This window comes from Billgrantia sulfidoxydans, from assembly GCF_017868775.1.
Lineage (GTDB): Bacteria > Pseudomonadota > Gammaproteobacteria > Pseudomonadales > Halomonadaceae > Halomonas > Halomonas sulfidoxydans.
Genome location: NZ_CP053381.1, coordinates 1,569,352 through 1,589,148, shown reverse-complemented (window position 1 = coordinate 1,589,148; position 19,797 = coordinate 1,569,352). Strand labels below are relative to the sequence as shown.

General features: G+C 66.8%; 15 protein-coding genes. 1 reads left to right on the top strand and 14 read right to left on the bottom strand.

Features of this window, described 5'->3' with window-relative positions:
• Window positions 1-20: 20 nt before the first annotated feature.
• From HNO51_RS07430 to HNO51_RS07405, 6 genes are all read right to left on the bottom strand, one after another.
• Window positions 21-374: a metalloregulator ArsR/SmtB family transcription factor gene (locus HNO51_RS07430; protein ID WP_234283514.1), complete on the bottom strand. Its 354-nt coding sequence runs from the start codon at window positions 372-374 to the stop codon at window positions 21-23.
• Between the two features lie 57 nt (window positions 375-431).
• The gene (pstB, locus tag HNO51_RS07425) at window positions 432-1,241 is read right to left on the bottom strand and encodes a phosphate ABC transporter ATP-binding protein PstB (protein WP_197450430.1); all 810 of its coding nucleotides are present in this window, start codon (window positions 1,239-1,241) and stop codon (window positions 432-434) included.
• A gap of 57 nt (window positions 1,242-1,298) precedes the next feature.
• Window positions 1,299-2,465 (bottom strand): phosphate ABC transporter permease PstA, encoded by a 1,167-nt coding sequence (gene pstA / locus HNO51_RS07420; protein ID WP_197450429.1) that lies wholly within the window; start codon window positions 2,463-2,465, stop codon window positions 1,299-1,301.
• Between the two features lie 18 nt (window positions 2,466-2,483).
• A complete protein-coding gene (gene pstC / locus HNO51_RS07415; protein WP_197450428.1) occupies window positions 2,484-3,740 on the bottom strand; it encodes a phosphate ABC transporter permease subunit PstC in 1,257 nt (418 codons plus the stop codon).
• A gap of 103 nt (window positions 3,741-3,843) precedes the next feature.
• The gene (locus tag HNO51_RS07410; RefSeq protein ID WP_197450427.1) at window positions 3,844-4,872 is read right to left on the bottom strand and encodes a PstS family phosphate ABC transporter substrate-binding protein; all 1,029 of its coding nucleotides are present in this window, start codon (window positions 4,870-4,872) and stop codon (window positions 3,844-3,846) included.
• A gap of 94 nt (window positions 4,873-4,966) precedes the next feature.
• Window positions 4,967-6,172 (bottom strand): Bcr/CflA family multidrug efflux MFS transporter, encoded by a 1,206-nt coding sequence (locus HNO51_RS07405; RefSeq protein WP_197450426.1) that lies wholly within the window; start codon window positions 6,170-6,172, stop codon window positions 4,967-4,969.
• A gap of 144 nt (window positions 6,173-6,316) precedes the next feature.
• Here HNO51_RS07405 and tal point away from each other — a divergent pair, with 144 nt between their 5' ends.
• Window positions 6,317-7,252, top strand: coding sequence for a transaldolase (gene tal, locus HNO51_RS07400; protein WP_197450425.1), 936 nt, complete (start codon window positions 6,317-6,319; stop codon window positions 7,250-7,252).
• An 83-nt stretch (window positions 7,253-7,335) separates the two neighbouring features.
• Here the strand turns inward: tal and HNO51_RS07395 are convergent, their stop codons facing one another.
• The 8 genes from HNO51_RS07395 to HNO51_RS07360 all read right to left on the bottom strand — a co-directional run bounded on the left by HNO51_RS07395 (window position 7,336) and on the right by HNO51_RS07360 (window position 19,745).
• A complete protein-coding gene (locus HNO51_RS07395; protein WP_197450424.1) occupies window positions 7,336-7,848 on the bottom strand; it encodes an STAS domain-containing protein in 513 nt (170 codons plus the stop codon).
• On the bottom strand, window positions 7,835-9,040 hold the full coding sequence (locus tag HNO51_RS07390; protein WP_197450423.1) for a PP2C family protein-serine/threonine phosphatase: 1,206 nt from the start codon (window positions 9,038-9,040) through the stop codon (window positions 7,835-7,837). Before HNO51_RS07390 ends, HNO51_RS07395 begins: the two co-directional genes overlap by 14 nt.
• An 11-nt stretch (window positions 9,041-9,051) precedes the next feature.
• The gene (locus HNO51_RS07385) at window positions 9,052-9,843 is read right to left on the bottom strand and encodes an MlaA family lipoprotein (protein ID WP_209538860.1); all 792 of its coding nucleotides are present in this window, start codon (window positions 9,841-9,843) and stop codon (window positions 9,052-9,054) included.
• A 38-nt stretch (window positions 9,844-9,881) separates the two neighbouring features.
• Window positions 9,882-11,003: a beta-ketoacyl-ACP synthase III gene (locus tag HNO51_RS07380; RefSeq protein WP_197450968.1), complete on the bottom strand. Its 1,122-nt coding sequence runs from the start codon at window positions 11,001-11,003 to the stop codon at window positions 9,882-9,884.
• Between the two features lie 85 nt (window positions 11,004-11,088).
• Window positions 11,089-15,111, bottom strand: coding sequence for an ATP-dependent RNA helicase HrpA (hrpA, locus tag HNO51_RS07375; RefSeq protein ID WP_209538859.1), 4,023 nt, complete (start codon window positions 15,109-15,111; stop codon window positions 11,089-11,091).
• Window positions 15,112-15,237: 126 nt separating this feature from the next.
• Window positions 15,238-16,905, bottom strand: coding sequence for an AMP-binding protein (locus HNO51_RS07370; protein WP_209538858.1), 1,668 nt, complete (start codon window positions 16,903-16,905; stop codon window positions 15,238-15,240).
• Between the two features lie 241 nt (window positions 16,906-17,146).
• Complete coding sequence (locus HNO51_RS07365; protein ID WP_197450419.1) at window positions 17,147-17,968, bottom strand: class II glutamine amidotransferase; 822 nt, start codon at window positions 17,966-17,968, stop codon at window positions 17,147-17,149.
• The gene (locus HNO51_RS07360; RefSeq protein WP_209538857.1) at window positions 17,961-19,745 is read right to left on the bottom strand and encodes a vWA domain-containing protein; all 1,785 of its coding nucleotides are present in this window, start codon (window positions 19,743-19,745) and stop codon (window positions 17,961-17,963) included. The genes HNO51_RS07365 and HNO51_RS07360 overlap by 8 nt, the downstream gene beginning before the upstream one ends.
• Window positions 19,746-19,797: the final 52 nt, after the last annotated feature.

Below are 19,797 nucleotides of genomic sequence, written 5' to 3'. Positions count from 1 at the left end.
AACGTCTGACGGCAGGAAGATCAACAGAGCGCGGCGCGGCGCTCCGGGCGATTGCCCATATGCTGCAATCGCGCCTGCAAGGCATCCAGGCGGGACGCCTCACCGGCCTCGGCGGCAGCGAGGACGGCCGTCATCCAGTCGGCGAGGCGCTCGGCCAGCCGATAATAGACCCACTGGCCGTCGCGGCGATCCTGCAGCAGCCCGCATTCGCGCAGCTGCGCCAGATGGCGCGATATCTTGGGCTGGGATTCGCCGAGTGCATGGGTCATCTCGCACACGCACAGCTCACCCTCGCGCCGGATCAGCAGCGTCAACTGCAGGCGAGTCTCGTCGGCGAGGCACTTGAACAGGCGGGTCGGGGTCGCTGAGGGCACGCCATCTCTCGCGGTTGCTGAGTCTGCCTCCATCTTACCGCAGCCGACCCGCCCGTCTCAGCCGTAACGTCCGGTGATGTAGTCCTCGGCCTTCTTGGTGGCCGGCGTGGAGAACATCGTCTTGGTGTCGTTGTACTCGATGATCTCGCCGAGATGGAAGAAGGCGGTATAGTCGGCCACCCGCGCCGCCTGCTGCATGTTGTGGGTCACCGTGACGATGGTGAACTGCTTCTTCAGCTTGTCCATCAGGTCCTCGATGGTGGCGGTGGAGATGGGGTCGAGCGCCGAGGTCGGCTCATCCATCAGGATCACGTCGGGCTGCACGGCGATCGCCCGCGCGATGCACAGGCGCTGCTGCTGGCCGCCCGACAGCGAGGTACCGGGCTGGTGCAGCTTGTCCTTGACCTCCTCCCACAGGCCGGCGTCGCGCAGGGCGCGCTCCACCAGTTCGTCCTGCTCGGCCTTGCGCCCGACCAGATCGTGCATGCGCGGGGCATAGGCGATGTTCTCGTAGATCGACTTGGGAAACGGGTTGGGCTTCTGGAACACCATGCCCACGCGGCGCCTGAGCGCCACCTCATCCATCTTGCGGGCGTTGACGTCGCGACCATCCATCTCCACCAGCCCCTCGATGCGCACGCCGGGGATCAGGTCGTTCATGCGGTTGAGACAGCGCAGAAAGGTCGACTTGCCGCAGCCCGACGGGCCGATCAGTGCGGTGACGTTCTTCTGATACAGGTCGATGTTGAGGCTCTTCAGCGCCTGGGTGTCGCCGTACCAGAGACTGAGGTCGCGCACGCGGATGCTCAATTCATGGTTGGCATCAGGGTTGTGCGTCACCGGCTGGCCGGTCTGGGGTCGGGACATGGGGGTACTACTCCGCTCGGAAACTTGAATGTTCATCGATTCGTGACCTCGGTTGGCCTACCAGCGGCGCTCGAATTTCTTGCGCAGGATGACGGCACTGGCGTTGAGGAAAATGAGGATGGACAACAGGACCAGAATGCCGCCCGCGGTCTTCTCGACGAAGGCGCGCTCCGGCTCGCCGGCCCAAGTGAAGATCTGTGCCGGCAGTACGGTGGCGGCCTGGGTGAACGAGGCCGAAACGTCGGGAATGAAGGCTACCATGCCGACGATGATCAGCGGTGCCGTCTCGCCCATGGCCTGGGCCAGGCCGATGATCGAGCCGGTCATGATGCCCGGCATGGCCAGCGGCAGCACGTGGTCGCGCACCACCTGCCAGCGCGAACAGCCCACGCCGAAGGCGGCGTGGCGGATCGAGTCGGGTACGCTGCGCAGCGCCGTACGGGTGGCAATAATGATCACGGGAAGCGTCATCAGTGCCAACGTCATCCCGCCTACCAGCGGCGACGAGCGCGGCACACCGAAGAAGCCGATGAAGATCGCCAGGCCCAGCAGACCGAACAGGATCGAAGGAATCGCCGCCAGATTGTTGATGTTGATCTCGATGAGCTGGGTCAGGCGATTGTCGGGCGCGAACTCCTCGAGATAGACCGCCGTCATCACCCCGATGGGGAAGGAAATGGCCAGCGTCACCAGCATGGTCAGCACCGTACCCACCGCAGCGGACAGGATGCCCGCGCTCTCGGCCATCTTGGAATCACCACGCGTGAAAAAGGTGGTGTTGAAGCGCAGCGCCATTCGCCCGGCTTCGACCAGCTCGTCGACTGCCTCGCGCTCGTTGTCGCGCAGCTTGTTGGCATGCCCCTTCAGGTACTGGTCGACCTGGCTGTTGGCCAGCACCCAGCGGGTCTCGCTGGTGCCCAGCAGGTCGGGGTCGTTGCGAATCATGCCCGGAATGAGGCGCTCGAAGGTACGACTCACCAGCCGGGCCACCTCGGGGTCCATGGCGGCGCGCCCCATGCGGGTCGCATCCTCGTTGTACTCCAGCTCGACCTGGACATAGGCCTGCTGGAAGGCCGGCAGCCCCTTGCTCAGCATGTCGGCGAAGAACAGCACCAGGAACAGGCCTGCCAGCCCCAGCGCACTCATGGAAATCCACTTCAGCCGCGCCGACCGGCGGTGACGCTTCTTCAGCTGTGCGCTGATGACGTCGAAGGATTGGCTCATCGGGTCGTGTCCTCGGCGTTACAGGTTGTTGACGCGGTACTTGGCGCGGAAGCGGCGGATCATCAGCACGGATACCAGATTCAAACTCAAGGTGACGGCAAACAGCACCAGCCCCAGGGCGAAGGCCGAGAGCGTCTCGGCGCTCTCGAACTCCAGATCACCGGTCAGCGCAGCCACGATGCGCACCGTCACGGTGGTCATGTCCTCGAGCGGGTTGGCCGTCAAGTTGGGCCGCATGCCGGCGGCCATCACCACGATCATGGTTTCGCCCAGGGCACGCGACACCGCCAGCAGCGAGGCCGAGATGATGCCGGGCAGCGCCGCAGGTATGACCACGTCACGAATGGTCTCGCCCTTGGTCATTCCCAGGGCCAATGAGCCCTGGCGCATGCTGTCCGGTACCGAGTTGATCACGTCATCGGAGAGCGAAGAGATGAAGGGGATGATCATGATGCCCATCACCACGCCGGGGGCAAGCGCGTTGTTGTAGGACGCATCCAGCCCGATGGCATTGGCGAGGTTGACGATGATCGGCGCCACGGTAATCGCCGCGAAGAAACCATAGACCACGGTGGGTATGCCGGCGAGTACTTCGAGGGTCGGCTTGGCCAAGGTGCGCACGCGCCGGGGTGCGAACTCCGCCATGTAGATGGCGGCCAGCAAGCCGATGGGGATGGCGACCAGCATGGCGATCGCGGTGATCATGAAGGTACCGGCGAACAGCGGTACCGAGCCGAACTGGGCAGCACTACCGCCCTCGTCGGCGCGGCCTGCCGCGGCAAGGAAACTCGCCCCGGGGTTCCAGACGGTCCCGGTGATGAAGTCCCAGAAGCTGTGCATCTGGAAGAAGCGCAGCGCCTCGAAGACGATCGAGAACAGAATCCCGAAGGTGGTGAATATCGAGATCAGCGCAGCGCTCACCAGCAGCCAGCGAATCACTCGCTCAATTGCCTGTCGAGCGTGGAAGTCGGGACGCACGCAGCGGATGCCGACAGCGGCACCGATGGCGGCGACTGCCAGGCTGACCGTCAGCAAGTAGGCAGTGGGAATCTCGGCGCCCAGCAGCAGCATGAGGAAGGCGCCGACGGCGCCGACCAGCAGCGCCGGACCGGCGGTGGCAATCACGGTGAACCAGGCATACTGATCGGGCTGAGCGTACATGGCCTGGCCCGACGCTCGGACCCTGGCAGCCTTGGTTCGCCCCAGCGTGAAGGCAACCAGACCCAGCAACAGCAGGCCGCCTAGGAAGAGTGTCAGAAGGTGGTTGGTCTGCATATCTCTCTCTCGGTGACGACGACGGCAGGTGGCTGCCGGAACGTGCGACGGCCGGCAGCCCGTAGGCTGCCGGCCGAACCAGGCCTCCCTGCCTGCTACCTGCTTATTTCAGGTCGGAAACCTGCAGGCTGGCACGCTCCTCCACCTTCCCGCGCGTCTGCTCGCGCTCCGCCTCGGGCAGCGGAATCAGGCCGAGGTCGGTCAGGTAGCCGCCTTCGCCGATCATCTCCTCGGAGACGAACATCTCGACATAGTCGTACAGCGGCGGCACGTCCTGGGCGTGCTGGTTCTTGACGTAGAAGAACAGCGAGCGGGCGATCGGATAGTCGCCGGCGCTGATCGCTTCGGATTGCGCCTCGACGCCATCGATGCTGGCGGCGGTCAGGGCGTCCGGGTTCTCGACGAGGAAAGAGTAGCCGAAGATGCCGAAGGCCTTGGTATCCTCGGAGAGGCGCTGGACGATCAGGTTGTCGTTCTCACCCGCGTCGATGTAGGCACCGTCGGCGCGAATCTCGGTATAGCCCTCCTCGCCGTACACGTCCATCTCGCTGGATACGGCCTCCATGACCAGTTCCTCGAAGGCATCGCGGGTACCCGAGGTGCTGGGCGGGCCGTAGATGGAGATCTCGCGATCCGGCAGCGAGGCGTCGATGTCGCTCCACTTCTCGTAGGGGTTGTCCACCAGCTCGCCATCGACCGGCACCTTGGCGGCCACGGCGAGGAACAGCTGCTCGAGGGTCAGGTCGAGCGCTTCGTTGGCGCTGGACTGGGCGAAGACGATGCCGTCGGAGCCGATCTTGACCTCGGTGACCTCGGTCACGCCGTTCTCTTCGCAACGCTCGAGCTCGGAGGGCTTGATGCGGCGCGAGGCGTTGGAGATATCCGGAGTGCCCTCACCCACACCGTTGCAGAACAGACGAATGCCGCCGCCGGAGCCGGTCGACTCGATCACCGGCGTCGGATAATCGGTGACGGCACCGAACTCTTCCGTCACGTAGCTGGCAAACGGGTAGACGGTGCTGGAGCCGACGATGCGGATCTGATCGCGAGCCTGTGCGACGCCCACTACGCCCATGACGGCGGCGGCGACGATCGTAGCCTTGAAGACACGGCCCTGGTTGGTGCGGTTCATGCGGGTCACTCCTGTCGATGAGAAAGGTATCTCGCCTTTGCATGGCATAAGATGCCGCGACTCGATGACAGCTTCGTGACAATGTGACCAAACTTTATCGCCGCCCGGATCCGTCCGGCGTCAGACCCGCCCGGCCCGCCAGCAGGCGCAGCCCCAGGTTGCCGGCCAGCGATGCCCCCAGCATGGTGGCCACCATGGGCCAGGCGCTGTCGATCTGGAAGGCACCCACCAGCACCCCGGCCAGCGCCCCGCAGGAGAACTGGATGCTGCCCTGCAGGGCCGCCGCCGTGGCGCTCATGTGATGGAAGTGGTCGAGCAGCGAGGAGATGGCATTGGGTGCCACCAGGCCGATGGTGCCGGCGAACAGCATGACCAGCGGCACCACGCTCCATAGCGACTCCAGCCCGGTGGCGACCAGCAGGGCGAGCCCGGAGGCCGCCGTCAGTTGGATGGCCAGCCCCAGGCGCAGATTCTGCTGCGGGCTGCGCCAGCGCAGCAGGCGAATGTTGAGGCGATTGGAGGCGGCCATGGTGACCACGTTGACGCCGAATACCAGCGGATAGTGCCCCGGGCTCAGCCCATAGTGCTCCAGGTAGAGGAACGGCGAAGCGGTAATGAAAGCAAACAGCCCGGCAAAGGACATCGACGCCGCGCACACGTAACCCATGGCCTCGCGGTGGCGCAGCACGCTGGCGTAGTTGCCCAGCATCTGGCGCGGCGAGGCGGCAGGCGCGCCGGGATCCCGGGTCTCCGGCAGCCGGGTACCCATCAGCCACATCAGGAAGGCGGCATAGCCGGCAAGGAAGACGAAGATCAGCCACCAGTCGCCGAGATAGAGCAGCCCGCTGCCCACCACCGGCGCCACCAGGGGCGCCAGCAGCATGATGATTGCCATGGTCGACATCACCTTGGCCGCCTCGCGACCGCTGAAGCAATCACGCACGATGGCCGCCGAGTTGACCACCGTGGCCCCGCCGCCCAGCGCCTGTACGAAGCGCCACGCCAGGAGCTCGGACAACGAATCGACGCTGGTGATCACCAGGCTGGCCAGGAGGAAGGCCACCAGGCCCCCCAGCAGCACCGGCTTGCGCCCCACCCGGTCGGAGAGCGGCCCGAACAGCAGCTGGCCCAGGGCGAAGCCGGCCAGGAAGGCGCTCAGCGAGAGTTCGGTATGGTGGATGCTGGCACCGATGCTGTCGGCAAGCGCCGCCATGGCAGGCAGATAGGCGTCGATGGCGAAGGGCGCCAGCGCCGTGTTGGTTGCCACCAGCAGGGCCACGCGTCGGGCAGAGAGGGTCAAGAGAGCTCCGTTGCGACCTGGGGGAGAAAAAGCTAGGACGCTAATCATAGCGTAACTCCCGGCGCGCTGCCTCGGCCAGGCGGCTGTTCGCTACTCCCTCCAGTTGCTAAAGTGGCCCGATACCGACCCTCAGGAGAGACCGTCATGGCAGAGGACCTGCTTAGCCAACTCAAGACGATGAGCACCGTGGTGGCCGACACCGGCGACATCGACGCCATCCGCCGTTTCCAGCCCACCGATGCCACCACCAACCCCTCGCTGATCCTCCAGGCCGCCCAGCATGAGGACCGACGCGAGCGCCTGGGGCAGATCGCCCGGCAGGCCACCGACATCGACGACGCCCTGGATGCCGTTGCCGTCGAGATCGGCAGCGAGATCAGCAGCCTGGTACCCGGCTTCGTCTCCACCGAGGTCAGCGCCCGGCTCTCCTTCGATACCGAGGCGACCCTGGCCCGCGCGCGCTCGCTGATCGAGCGCTACGATCGCCACGGCATCGGTCCCGAGCGCATCCTGATCAAGATCGCCTCGACCTGGGAGGGCATTCGCGCCGCCCGTCGCCTGGAGCGGGAGGGCATTCACTGCAATCTCACCCTGCTGTTCAGCTTCGCCCAGGCCCAGGCCTGCGCCGATGCCGGCGTGACGCTGGTCTCGCCCTTCGTCGGCCGCATTCTCGACTGGTACCGGGCGGAGTGGCCGGATGCCGACTTCAGCGGTGACAACGATCCCGGCGTCAAGTCGGTCAGGCGCATCTACGAGCACTACAAGGGGCACGGCTACAAGACCATCGTGATGGGCGCCAGCTTCCGCAACGTCGGCGAGATCCTGTCGCTGGCCGGCTGCGATCGCCTGACCATCTCCCCCGCCCTGCTCGGCGAACTGGCCGAGAGCCAAGAGCGACTCGAACGCCGGCTGAGCCCGGCCGGCGCCGAGACCTCGCCGCCGGAGCCCCAGGACGAGTCGGAGTTCCGCTGGGAAATGAACGAGGATGCCATGGCCACCGAGAAACTGGCCGAAGGCATACGCAAGTTCACCGCTGACCAACGCAAGCTGGAGAAGCTGCTGGGCGAGCTGCGCCAGTAACGGGGCTCGGTCACCGGAACAGGCCGCGAAGCGGCGCGACGGGCGTGGCGTCTCACCAGGCGCCACGCCGTAGGAAAGCGGGGCTAGTGCTTGTCGCTGTGCGAGGTTTCCTGCGCCTCCAGCATCTCGACCAGCGGCTGGAACTCTTCCCGATTGTGCTCGCTCATGCGCATCAGGATGCGATGCGCCTCGAGGATCCGCAGGCGCATCTCCTCCATGTCGGCGGGGACCTCGGGCAGGTCACTGAGCTCGCAGGCTTCGGTGAGCGGGGCCTCGACCATGGCGAAGTACTGGGCGAAGCCCATGACCTCGAGCATGCGCTGCACGTCGGGGTTGTTCACCACGATGGTGGGCTTGTAGAGGATCCGATCCTTGACCGCCATGGCGACCTTGGCCAGGAAGCCCAGGGCGGTGGAGTCCACGTTGGTGGCCTCGCGCAGGTCGATTATCAGGGACTGCAGGCCCGGCGTCCGGGCAAGCTGCTGGGCCTGGGTATCCAGCGTCGCGCAGAGCGTCAAGCGTACGTCGCCGCACAGCTTGAGCACGAAGACACCGGAGTCGAACGCCGCCTGGACGCGGCCTTCATTCGTGATCATTGCCAAATCCGCTCAACATCATGATCGTCAGGTCATCGGGCAGTTCCTGTCCGCCGTCATCCCCTTCGGCATCGATGTCGCGGGGAGTGTCCAGCATCAGGCTGTCGCGAAGCCGCTCCAACGTCGTACAGGTCAGCACTCGTTGCTCGAGTTCCCTGAGCCGCGCGTCGAGCGTCTCGCCCGGCAGGCACTCCAGAATTCCATCCGAACACAACCATAACCGGAAGTTCGGCGGTAACCTATACCTCAAACGTGGATACTCCACGTCGGGGAACAGGCCCACCGGCATGCCCTCTCCGGGCAGCTCCAGCACCTCGCCATCCGCCACCAGCAGTGGCTTCGGCAATTGCGCACCCAGCGAATAGTGAAGCTCGCGGGTCTGCTGGTCAATGACCCCGACGAACAGCGTGGCATGCTTGCCGATCCCGGCATCGAGCAGCTCGCGATTGAGGGCCGCCAGCCAGCGCGCCGGCAACGCCTCGGGCTGGCGGGCATCCCAGTCGCCCAGCCAGCGGTTGAACAGGTACTTGAGCAGGACGGTGACGAACGCGGACGAGGCCCCATGGCCGGACACATCGGCAAAATAGAACAGCGTATAGCGCTCGTCAAAGCGCTGGAAATCGAGAAAGTCCCCCGAGAGGTAGAGCGACGGGATCAGCCAGTAGTCGCAGGTCACGCCACCGATGGACTGGGGATGGGGCGGCAGCAGCTTGCGCTGAATCTGCCCTCCCGCCTGCTGGTCGAGGCGCAGCAGCGCCAGGTGCGTTTCCAGGCTCTCGTTGAGCTCTTCCAGGTGCGCATTGAGCTGCGCCAGGCGCTCGCGGTCGTGCTTGCGCTCATTCTCCAACTGCCGCAGCTCGATCGCCTTGCGGATCATCCGCCGCAGCAGCTGGCCGTGGCGCATGGGCTCGACGACGTAGTCCACCAGCCCCACGTCGACCGCCGTCAGCAGGTCGGCGTCGAGCCGTGAATCGCTGACCACGATGGTAGGCAAACGCTCCGTCAGGCTCGACCACGCCAGGCTGGGAATCGCCTGGGCATGGGCCACGACCAGCACTGTTTCCGCCGGCAGGTCCTCGAGGCGTTCCGCGGCATACACGGCCAGACCGTCGCGTGCGATGGTGTCGGCCAGAGCGTCGCGATAGGCGCCGGGCTCGTCGAGTAGGCCGATCAACGGCTTGGCTGCATCCATCGGCTCAGGCCTCAATCGGCGGGTTCGGCATTGTCGAAGGCGTCGTCAAAATCGGCGTCGTCGAACTCGAAATCGAAGTCGTCGCTGGCGAAGGGGTCGTCGCCCTGGTCGCCGTCCGACACCTCGAAGCGTCGGCGCTGCAGGTACGCATCGCGAATGAAGACATAGCGGTCTCCACGGATCAACTCTTCCTGGTCGAGAAAGCCTGCCCGCGCGTCGACGATGCGCAGCGCGGTCAGACCATAGCGTACCTTGTCGTCCTCGACGTAGGTCAGCGGGTAGGTATACATGTCGAGCGGCAAGCCGGAGGTATCCCTGACCGTGCTCGGTCCCAGCAGGGGCAGCACCAGATAGGGCCCCTCGCCTACGCCCCAGGCGCCCAGGGTCTGGCCGAAATCCTCCTCCTCGGCGGTGATGCCCATGTGGGTGGCGAAATCCCACAGGCCGACGATGCCGACCGTCGAGTTGATCAGGAAGCGTGACGTGGCCAGCCCGGCATTGGCCGGCTTGCCCTGCAGCAGGCTGTTGAGCGTGGTGCGGATCTCGCCCAGGTTGGAGAAGAAGTTGCCGACGCCGGTCTGCACCGGTTGCGGCGTGACGTTGCGATAGCCGCGCGCCACCGGCTTGAGCACGGTCCTGTCGATCGCCTCGTTGAAGGTGAACACCCGGCGATTGAAGCCCTCCCAGGGGTCATCGGGATGGCGCTCCTCCTCGGCCACCCGCCCGGCACAGCCCGCCAGCATGGCTACGGCCGCCAGGACGGCCAGAAGGCGGGTGACAATACCGGTCTGCTTCACGACCATCGGCTACGTCTCCTCATGTGTTGGCGTGAGGCGATGCGTCACAGACGACGCACCACCACGCAGCCGGCACTGTACCCGGCACCGAACGAGCAGACTACCCCCAGTGCGCCCGGGGGCAGGTCGGCATGATGCAAGTGGAAGGCAATGATCGAACCTGCCGAGCTGGTATTGGCGTAGCGGTCGAGAATGATCGGCGCCTGGCCCGGCTCGGGGTCGTGGCCCAGCACCCGCCGGGCGATCAGGTCATTCATGTGGCGATTGGCCTGGTGCAGCCACAGGCGCGAGAGGCTGTCGCCGGAGAGCTCAAGGCTGGCCAGGTGCTCGCCGATGAGCGCCGCCACCATGGGGCAGACTTCCTTGAACACCCGCCGCCCCTCCTGGACGAACAGCTTGTCGCTGGCCAGGGGATCGCTGTCGGAGACCCGATTGAGAAAACCGGCGTTGTTGCGAATGGCATTGGAGAATTTCGTGGCCAGCCGCGTGCCGAGGATCTCGAAACGGGTCTCGGCCGTGGCCAGCGCGGCATCCTCGATCACGATGGCGGTGCAGGCATCGCCGAAGATGAAGTGGCTGTCGCGGTCGCGGAAGTTGAGGTGGGCCGAGCAGATCTCGGGGCTGACCACCAGGGCGCGCCTGACGTTGCCGCCGCGTATGGCGCCAGCCGCCAGGTCGATGGCGAAGGTGGCCGAACTGCAGGCCACGTTCATGTCGAAGGCATGCCCCCCGGTCCCCAGCGCCGCCTGCAGCTCCACCGCCACCGCGGGATAGGGGCGCTCCAGGTTGGAGCAGGCGACGATCACCATGTCGATGTCAGCGGCGGCGACGCCGGCGGCCTCGAGCGCCTGGCGCGCCGCCGCGAGGCCCATTTCGCACTGGATCGAGGGTTCGTCGTTGCCGCGCTGCGGCAGGCGCGGGCGCATGCGCTCGGGATCGAGGATACCGGCGGCGTCCATCACGTAGCGGCTGTGGATACCGGACGCCTTGACGATGAAGTCGCTGCTGGAGTGCAGCAGCGGCTCGCGCTCACCGGCCTCGATGGCGGCGGCGTGACGCGCGTTCTCGGCGTCCACCCAGGCGTTGAACGACGCCACCAGGGCATCGTTGTCGATGGCGTGCTCCGGCGTGAACAGCCCCGTACCGGTAATCACGACGTCTGTCATCATGTTCTCCCTCGTGCGGCCGTCTCGCCGCAGGCTCGGCATCGGCGAACCGATGCCTCATGTCTCGTATATCGGCGCGCCAGGGTCAGCCTTGACCCTGCCCCACCAGCTCCATCCAGCGCCGCTCGAGGCGCTTGACCGATACCGGCATGCGGGTCCCGAGCTGCTGGGCGAACAGCGACACCCGCAGCTCCTCGATCCACCAGCCGAACTCCACCAGCTCGGGATCCTCGTGACCACCGCGGCGCTGGCTCTCGCGCCGTGCGGCCAGGCGCGCCTCGAAATCCTGGACTTCCTGCATGTGCATCTGGTCGCGCATGCGCTCGCGCGGCGCCTTCTCCAGCCGGATCAGTGCCGCCTCCATGTAGCGCGGGTACTCCTCCAGCCACTCCCCCGCCTCGTTCACGAAGCCGGGATGTACCAGCCGCTGCATCTGGGCCTTGAGATCACTGTATACCAGGGCCAGTGCCAGGTTGAGGTTGCCCTTTAGTGCCTTGGTCACGGCCAGATGGCCTTCGAGCGAGCGCTTGAGCGTGGCGACGAGCGCCTCGGCGCCCGGCACCAGCTCGGCACGGGTCGCCTCGAGTCGCGCCTCGAGCTCGGCGGCCGAGCGCGGCAGCGGCGACGCCGCCACGGTGCGGGCGAATACCGCCTCGACCACATCGTCGACCAGTTCGCGCTTGCTGCCCACCTTGGTGAACAGCAGGGCACACGCCTCGAGCTCCTTCAGCCGCTGGATGCTGCGCACCTGGTCCGGCAGGCGGGCCATGGCCAGCCGAGCCACGCCACGGCGGTGCGCTTGCTCGGCCTTGCCGGGGTGGTCGAACAGCTCGACACGGAAGGCCTCGCCCTCGGGCACCAATGCCGGATACGCCTCGACCCGGATGCCTGCCTGGGTCGTCACCCGCGACTGGGGCAATGGCGATTCGGGCAGGCCGGTGACGTCGGGCGCCTCGCTGACCTCGGCGGCCAGCGCTCGGGCGCCCTCGCCCGCCGCCGCCTCGAAGCGGCGCTCGAGCTCGCGCACGTCGCGTCCCTGGCCCAGCGGCCGGCCCTCGTGGTCAACCACGCGGACGTTCATGATCAGGTGCGGCTCGAGCTGATCGGTGCGCCAGTCGTCGGGGTGAACCCTCACGCCGGTGCGGCGACGCAGGAACTCGCCCAGGGCCTCGGTGAGCGGTACGTCGTCGGGCGTCAGCGTCTCCAACGCGGCGTCGACCCAGTCGGGAATCGGCACCACCTGGCGCCGAATCGCCTTCGGCAACGACTTGAGCAGGGCGATGCACTTTTCACGCAGCAGCCCCGGCACCAACCACTCGAGCCGTGCCCGCGGCAGCTGCGGCAGCATCGCCGCCGGCACCGTCAGGGTCACGCCGTCGTCCGGCGCGCCGGGCTCGAAGCGATAGTCGAGCGGATAGCGCACTCCGCCGAGCAACAGCTCGTCGGGGTATTGGGCCTGGGTGACCTCCTTCGCTTCACGCGCCAGCAGCACGGCGCGGTCGAACTTGAGGATATCGGGATCGTCGGCTTCGGCCTTCCTGCGCCATGCCTCGAAGCCCTTGCCGTTGACGATGTCGGCGGGAATCCGCTCATCGTAGAAGGCGAACAGCGTCTCCTCGTCGACCAGGATGTCGCGCTTGCGCGCCCGGTCCTCGAGCTCTTCGACCTCTTCCACCAGGGCGCGATTGTAGTCGAAGAACTCGCCCCGGGTGCGAAAATCGCCCTCCACCAGGGCGCGGCGGATGAACAGCTCGCGTGCCTCCCGCGGGGCGATGGGGCCGTAGTGCACGCTGCGCCCGCTGACGATGGGCAGGCCGAACAGCGTGACCTGCTCCTTGGCCACCACCTGGGCACGCTTCATCTCCCAGTGCGGCTCGCTGTAGCTGCGCTTGACCAGGTGCCCGGCCGCGGGCTCGACCCACTGCGGCTCGATCCTGGCCACGGTCCGGGCGAACAGCCGGGTGGTCTCCACCAGCTCGAAGGCCATCAGCCACTTGGGTGGTTTCTTGGCCAGCCCCGAGCCGGGATGGATGACGAACTTGCGGTTGCGCGCCCCCAGGTACTCTCGGTTCTCGGTGAGCATGCCCAGATGCGAGAGCAGGCCCGGCAGCAGCGCCTTGTGCAATTGCACGGCACTCTGGCGGCGCGCCTGTTGGCGGGCCCGGTCATGTTCTTCCCCGTCCTGCGCTGGCTCGGGCAACGGTGCCGGCACCTCGATCCCCATTTCGCGCAGCAGCTGGCGCAGCTGGCGAAAGGTATCGTGCCACTCGCGCAGGCGCAGGTAGTTGAGGTAGTGCTCCTTGCACCATCGCCGCAGCTGGTTGCCGCTGAGCTCGTCGCGGGCAGCCTCGAAGCCCTGCCACAGGTTGAGCAGCGCGACGAAGTCGGAGTCCGGATCGTGCCAGCGACGATGGGCCTGGTCGGCGGCCTGGCGCTTCTCCGCCGGGCGGTCGCGCGGGTCCTGCACCGCCAGCGCCGAGACCACCACCAGCACGTCGCGCAGCCCGCCCTGCTCGGCGCCCGCCAGCACCATGCGCGCCAGGCGCGGATCGATCGGCAGCCGGGCGAGCTTGCGTCCTACCGGCGTCAGGCGGTTGGCCTCGTCCACCGCGCCCAGCTCGAACAGCAGGCGGAAGCCATCCTTGATGAAGCGCGAGTCGGGGGGATCGACGAAGGGGAACTGCTCGATGTCGCCAAGCTTGAGGGAAAGCATCGACAGGATCACCGACGCCAGGTTGGTGCGTCGGATCTCGGGGTCGGTGAATTCGGGGCGTGAGAGGAAATCCTCCTCGTCGTAGAGGCGGATGCACACCCCCTCGGCCACCCGCCCGCAGCGACCCTTGCGCTGGTCGGCGCTGGCCTGGCTGACCGGCTCCACCGGCAGGCGCTGGATCTTGGCGCGGTAGCTGTAACGGCTGATGCGCACCAGTCCCGGGTCGATCACGTAGCGAATGCCGGGCACGGTGAGCGAGGTCTCGGCGACGTTGGTGGCCAGCACGATGCGACGCCCGGCATGCGGGGCGAAGACGCGGTTCTGCTCGGCGTTGGAGAGCCGCGCATAGAGCGGCAGGATCTCGGTGGCCTTGAGGTCGGCACGCCGCAGGGTGTCCGCGGTCTCGCGGATCTCGCGCTCGCCGGGCAGGAACACCAGGATGTCGCGGGGGCCGTGGAACCAGCGCCTGTCGCGCTCGGTCTGCTCGATCTCCGCCACGGCGTGGAGGATGCCCTCCTGCAGGGTGCGGTCGGCCTCATCCTCTTCCTCGCGCACCAGCGGACGATAGCGCACCTCGACCGGGTAGGTGCGGCCCGAGACCTCTACCACCGGGGCGGGCCTGGGTTCGCCGTCGGCGCCGGGCAGCGCGAAATGCTCGGCGAAGCGCGCCACGTCGATGGTCGCCGAGGTGATGATCAGCTTGAGCTCGGGCCGGCGCGGCAGCAGGCGCTTGAGGTAGCCGAGCAGGAAGTCGATGTTGAGGCTGCGCTCGTGGGCCTCGTCGATGACGATCGCTTCGTAGCGACTGAGATCCGGGTCGTGGCGGGTCTCGGCCAGCAGGATGCCGTCGGTCATCAGCTTGACCAGGGTAGCGTCGCCGGTCTGGTCGGTGAAGCGCACCTGGTAGCCCACCTGCTCGCCCAGCGGCACCTCGAGCTCCTCGGCCAGGCGCGTGGCCACCGAGCGCGCCGCCAGCCGCCGCGGCTGGGTGTGGCCGATCAGGCCGCGCCGCCCGAGGCCCAGCTCCAGGCACAGCTTGGGCAGCTGGGTGGTCTTGCCGGAGCCGGTCTCGCCGGCCACCACCACCACCTGGTGCTTGCGCAGAGCGGCGAGGATCTCGTCGCGGCGCTCTGCCACCGGCAGCTCGGGAGGATAGTTCAGCGCCACCGGCCGGGCCCGGCGGCTGGCCGCCAGCGCCGCGGAACGCTCGACGTCGCGCGCCACCTCGGCCAGGCCGCGGTCAACCGGCTTGCCCTCGCGCAGGCGCCGCGCCAGGCCGTTCAGCCTGCGCGAAAGGGGCTCGCGATCGCGCAACATGACCTCGCCCAGCGCCTGCTCGAGGCGCTGCAGCTCGATCTTGTCATCGGTATGTCCAGCGGGGGTAGCGGTACTCACGAAACGCCTCTTGCCAAGGAAAAACCTGCCCGCCCCGGTATGCCGGAGCGGGCAGGTCATTGTAACGCTGCTGGCCGAAGCTCGGCCAATGCCGGGCGTGCCGGCCGTCGCCAACCCGACGCGGCCCTAGCGCTCCCCCTGCTCGTCGCGAAGCTGGCGCCGCAGCACCTTGCCGACGTTGGTCTTGGGCAGCTCGTCGCGGAACTCGACGAACCGCGGCACCTTGTAGCCGGCCAGCTCCTTCTTGCACCACTCGCGCAGGCTCTTCTCGTCCAGGCTTTCGTCCCTTGCGACCACGAACAGCTTGACCGCCTCGCCGCTGTTCTCGTCGGGCACCCCGACCGCCGCCGACTCGACCACGCCCGGATGCTTGGCGACGACGTCCTCGATCTCGTTGGGATAGACGTTGAAGCCGGACACCAGGATCATGTCCTTCTTTCGATCGACGATACGGATGTAGCCATCCTCCTGCAGTACCGCGATGTCGCCGGTATGGAACCAGCCATCTTCGGTCAGCACCTTGGCCGTCTCCTCGTCGAGGTTCCAGTAACCCTTCATCACCTGGGGGCCCTTGACGCACAGCTCGCCCGGCTCGCCCAGCGGCAGAGGGGTGCCGTCGGCGTCGACCACCTTCACCGAAGTGCCCGCCACCGGCTTGCCGATGGTGCCGAGCTGGATGGCGTCGATTGGGTTGAAGCTGACGATCGGGGACGTCTCGGTGAGCCCGTAGCCCTCGGCGATGGGGCATCCGGTGATCTCCTCCCAGCGGCTCGCCGCCGCCTTGGTCAACGCCATGCCACCGGAAATCGTCAGGTGCAGGCGCGAGAAATCGAGCTTGCGGAAATCCTCGCGGTTGCACAGTGCGTTGAACAGGGTATTGAGGCCGATGAAACCCGAGAACTTGATCTTCTGCAGCTCCTTGACGAAGTTGTCCAGGTCACGGGGATTGGTGATCAGGATCGAGTGATTGCCAGTCTCCATCAGGAACAGGCAGTTCACCGTGAAGGTGTAGATGTGGTAGACCGGCAGCGGCGCGATCACCACCTCCTTGCCCTGGGCCAAGCCAGGCCCGATGGCCCCCTCCGCCTGGAGCATGTTGGCCACCAGGTTGCAGTGGGTGAGCATGGTGCCCTTGGGCATGCCGGTGGTGCCCCCGGTGTACTGCAGCGCGGCGATGTCGTCGAGCCCCCGCTCGACCTCGCGGTGCTGGCGCGAGGCGCCGTCTCGGAGCGCCTTGCGAAACGGTACCGCCATCGGCAGCGAATAGGACGGCACCATCTTCTTGACGTGCTTGACCACGGCGTTGATCAGGAAGCGCTTGGGGAAACCGTGCAGGTCACCAAGCTCGGTGACCAGCACGTGCTCGATGTCGGTGCGATCGAGCACCTTCTCGAGCTTGCTCGCCATGTTGGCCAGGATCAGGATCGCCCGTGCTCCGGAGTCCTTGAACTGGTGGGCCATCTCGCGCTCGGTGTAGAGCGGGTTGGTGTTGACGACCGCCAGCCCGGCGCGCAGGGCGCCGAACACCGCCACCGGGAACTGCAGTACGTTGGGCAGTTGGATGGCGATGCGATCGCCCGGCTGCAGCCCGGTCTCGTGCTGCAGCCAGGCGGCAAAATCGGCCGACAGACGATCGAGCTCGGCAAAGGTGAGGGTCTGCCCCATGCAGGTGAATGCCGGGTTGTCGGCAAAGCGTTTCACCGCCGCATGGAAGACGTCCATCAGCGATCGATACTTCTCCATGCCCTTCAGCTCGGGACCGTTGAGGATACCGGCGTTGGCTTGCTCACTCATTGGCGCTATCTCCACAGCGTCGGCGGCGGTCGCTCACCCCTCGACCTCGTCCGTTGTTATTTTGACGGGCTATTTTACTGCCCCAAATTTACTGCCCCTAACGATATACCAGGCATCACCCGGCTGTAAAACGAACGATTCAAACAACCGTTCATTCAATAGGCACCCCGCGTGGACGCCCCGCTGACTATCAAACTGGGCAAAAGGCAGTAGAAAGGCAAGCCGGCAGGCAGCAGGAACCTCAGCCTGCGGACTCGGCCATGAGGCGCGCGACGACGCGACCGTGGCGCCACACCAGCAGCTCACCCGGCACCATGCGTACCCAGGCCTCGTTGCAGGTCAATGGCTCGGTCGCGATCACCGAGACGATGTCGTCGGGCGTGGTGTGCTCGGCAAAATTGACCGTCAGCTCGGCATCGGAGAGCTCCGCACTGCCGAACGGGGCGCGGCGAGTGATATGGGCCAGCTTCGTCGAGCAGTAGGTGTAGAGGAACTCGCCGTCGGCCAGCAGCAGGTTGAACACGCCCATGGCCCGCAGCGTCTCGCACAGCCGGTGAAGCCGCCGCCAGAGCGCCGCATGTCGCTCGCCCAGCGTGGCATCGTCTTCCGTCAGCACGGGCGGCTCGGGGAAGCGCTCGCGCAGCGAAGCCAGCAGCCAGCAGAAGGCGTGTTCGCTGTCGGTGTCGCCCACCGGCCGGTAGAAATTCAGCGGCAGGCCCTGCCACGCCTCGAGCTGGCCGTTATGGGCATAGCACCAGGTTCGCCCCCACATCTCGCGGGTGAACGGATGGGTATTCGCCAGGCGCACTTCGCCGACGTTGGCCTGACGGATATGGCTGATGGCAATGTGCGACTTGATCGGATAGTCGGTGATCAGCCGCGCAATGGGGGAGCGTACCGAGGGGTGCGGGTCGCGAAAGTCGCGATAGCCGCCCGCCTCGTAGAAGGCGATTCCCCAGCCGTCGCGATGCGGCCCGGTGCCGCCGCCGCGATGCAGGAAGCCGGTGAAGCTGAAGCAAATGTCGGTGGGCACGTTGGCGCTCATGCCCAGCAGCTCACACATGCGGCTCCTCCCGGGGCGCTGCACGGCGTCGCCGCGCAATTCTCCACAACAGCAGCAAGAGCACGAGGGCAGCCAGCAGGGTACCGAGCAGCCAGCGCCAACGCGGCTCGTCCAAGGTCTCCTCGAGCGGCCCGGCCAGCATGGGGCGCCATTCCCGCCAGCGCTCCTGGGCGATCCGCGGCAGCGCCTGCACGTGCCTGACGACACGCTCGACCGGCTCCGGCAATGCCGATCCGGCTCGCTCGCGCACCGGTGACAACTCCTCGTGGAAGCGTGCCACTTCCAGGGCAGGGCTGGCATCAACCTGGTCGATCGCCGTGTCGACCTCGGAGAACAACATCAGCCGCGGCAGGTACAGCTCGCGCGTCTCGCCTTCCAGGGTGACTTCGCCGCGCAGGATCAAGGGTACGCTGAGGGCCGTGTCCAGCTCGGGCAGCGCCATGCTCCAGCGCCGCTCGGCGACGGGCTCCGCCTCGAGACGAGCCCCCTGGAGCTGGCCATAGAGGCGCGTGTTGTCACGATCGAGCGAGGGGTGTTCGGCGGCGAGGAGCACCTGCTGGCCGGCCTCGTCATGCTGCGCGGCCACGGCCGGAAGCACGTTGATGGGCTGCACCCGCTGGCGCCGAAAGCCCTGGCCCTCGGCGCGAACGACGAACTGGGCAGTCCCCTGCAGCGCGGGTGCGGGCAAGCGACCGACGAATCGCGCTTCCTGTTGCTTGAGGGCCACGGCCGACTGCACCGATCCCGAGTCATCGTGCAGCTCCGCGGTCAGGCGCAGGTGCGCAGGCAGCGCCTCGACGGCCACTGTCTCACCATCGCGAGCGAGCCAGGCCTCCACCGGCACGTCGAAGCCCAGGTAGAGCGTACTCGGCACGCCGGCCGTCTGCAGGCTGAGCGGCGACTCGACCGTGATCCGGCTATCCTGCCCCGGCGCGCCCTCGAGTCGCCACTGTCCCGGCTGGGGGCTGGGTACCTGGACGAGGTCGTAGCGCGACTCGCTACGCCACTCGGCGCCCTCGGGCGGCGAGTCCGCGGAATAGCGCCGGCCATCCGGCCCCACCAGCTCCGGCTCCTCACCGCCCTCGCCACGGAACAGCAGCGCGGTGAAGCCCCGCAGGCCCGGCTCGATGAGAAACCGCTGGTCGGTGACCGGCACCCGGTCGCTGGGAAAGATGCGGTCGACGATGGCGAGGAAGGCGCCCAGCAGGGCATCGGGGCCGGCGACCGGCGCAGACAGCCCGCCGGTCATCTGCGCGAGGCGCTCCACCAGGTCGAGGTCGGCCTCGTCGGAAAAGGCGATGGCGTGTACCACGACGCCCTCCTCGGCCAGTCTCGGGCCGAGCTCATCGAGCAGCGCCTCGCGCGAGGCCCTGTCGATGGCCGGCTTGCTGCCGCGCCAGTCGGGCAGGTCGATCATGCCGTCGGTGAGTAGCACCAGATGGCGCGGGCCCGCGACCTCCTCACCCGCCGCTGCCTGGTAGATGGCCGATTCGATGTCGGTGTACTGCTGGTAGTTGACCAACAGGCTGGACAGCGCCCGGGCGCGATCACGCCATTCGAGATTGGCCGGTCCTGGCGGCATCGGGTTCGCCACCCGCTCGCCGAAGGTCCAGATGCCGGCCCTGGCCCCATTGGGTACCAGGGTGACCAGCAGCTCCAGCGCCTCGATGGCCAACTGGTCGGGATCGTTGTGACGCATGCTGCCGGAAACGTCGATGATGACCCGGACTTCCGGGTGCGCTTCGTCGAGTGAAGCGGCAGACAGGCAGCTCGACACGACCAGGCATCCGGCCAGAGCGGCCAGCCTGTGCCATATCTTGTTCCACTCC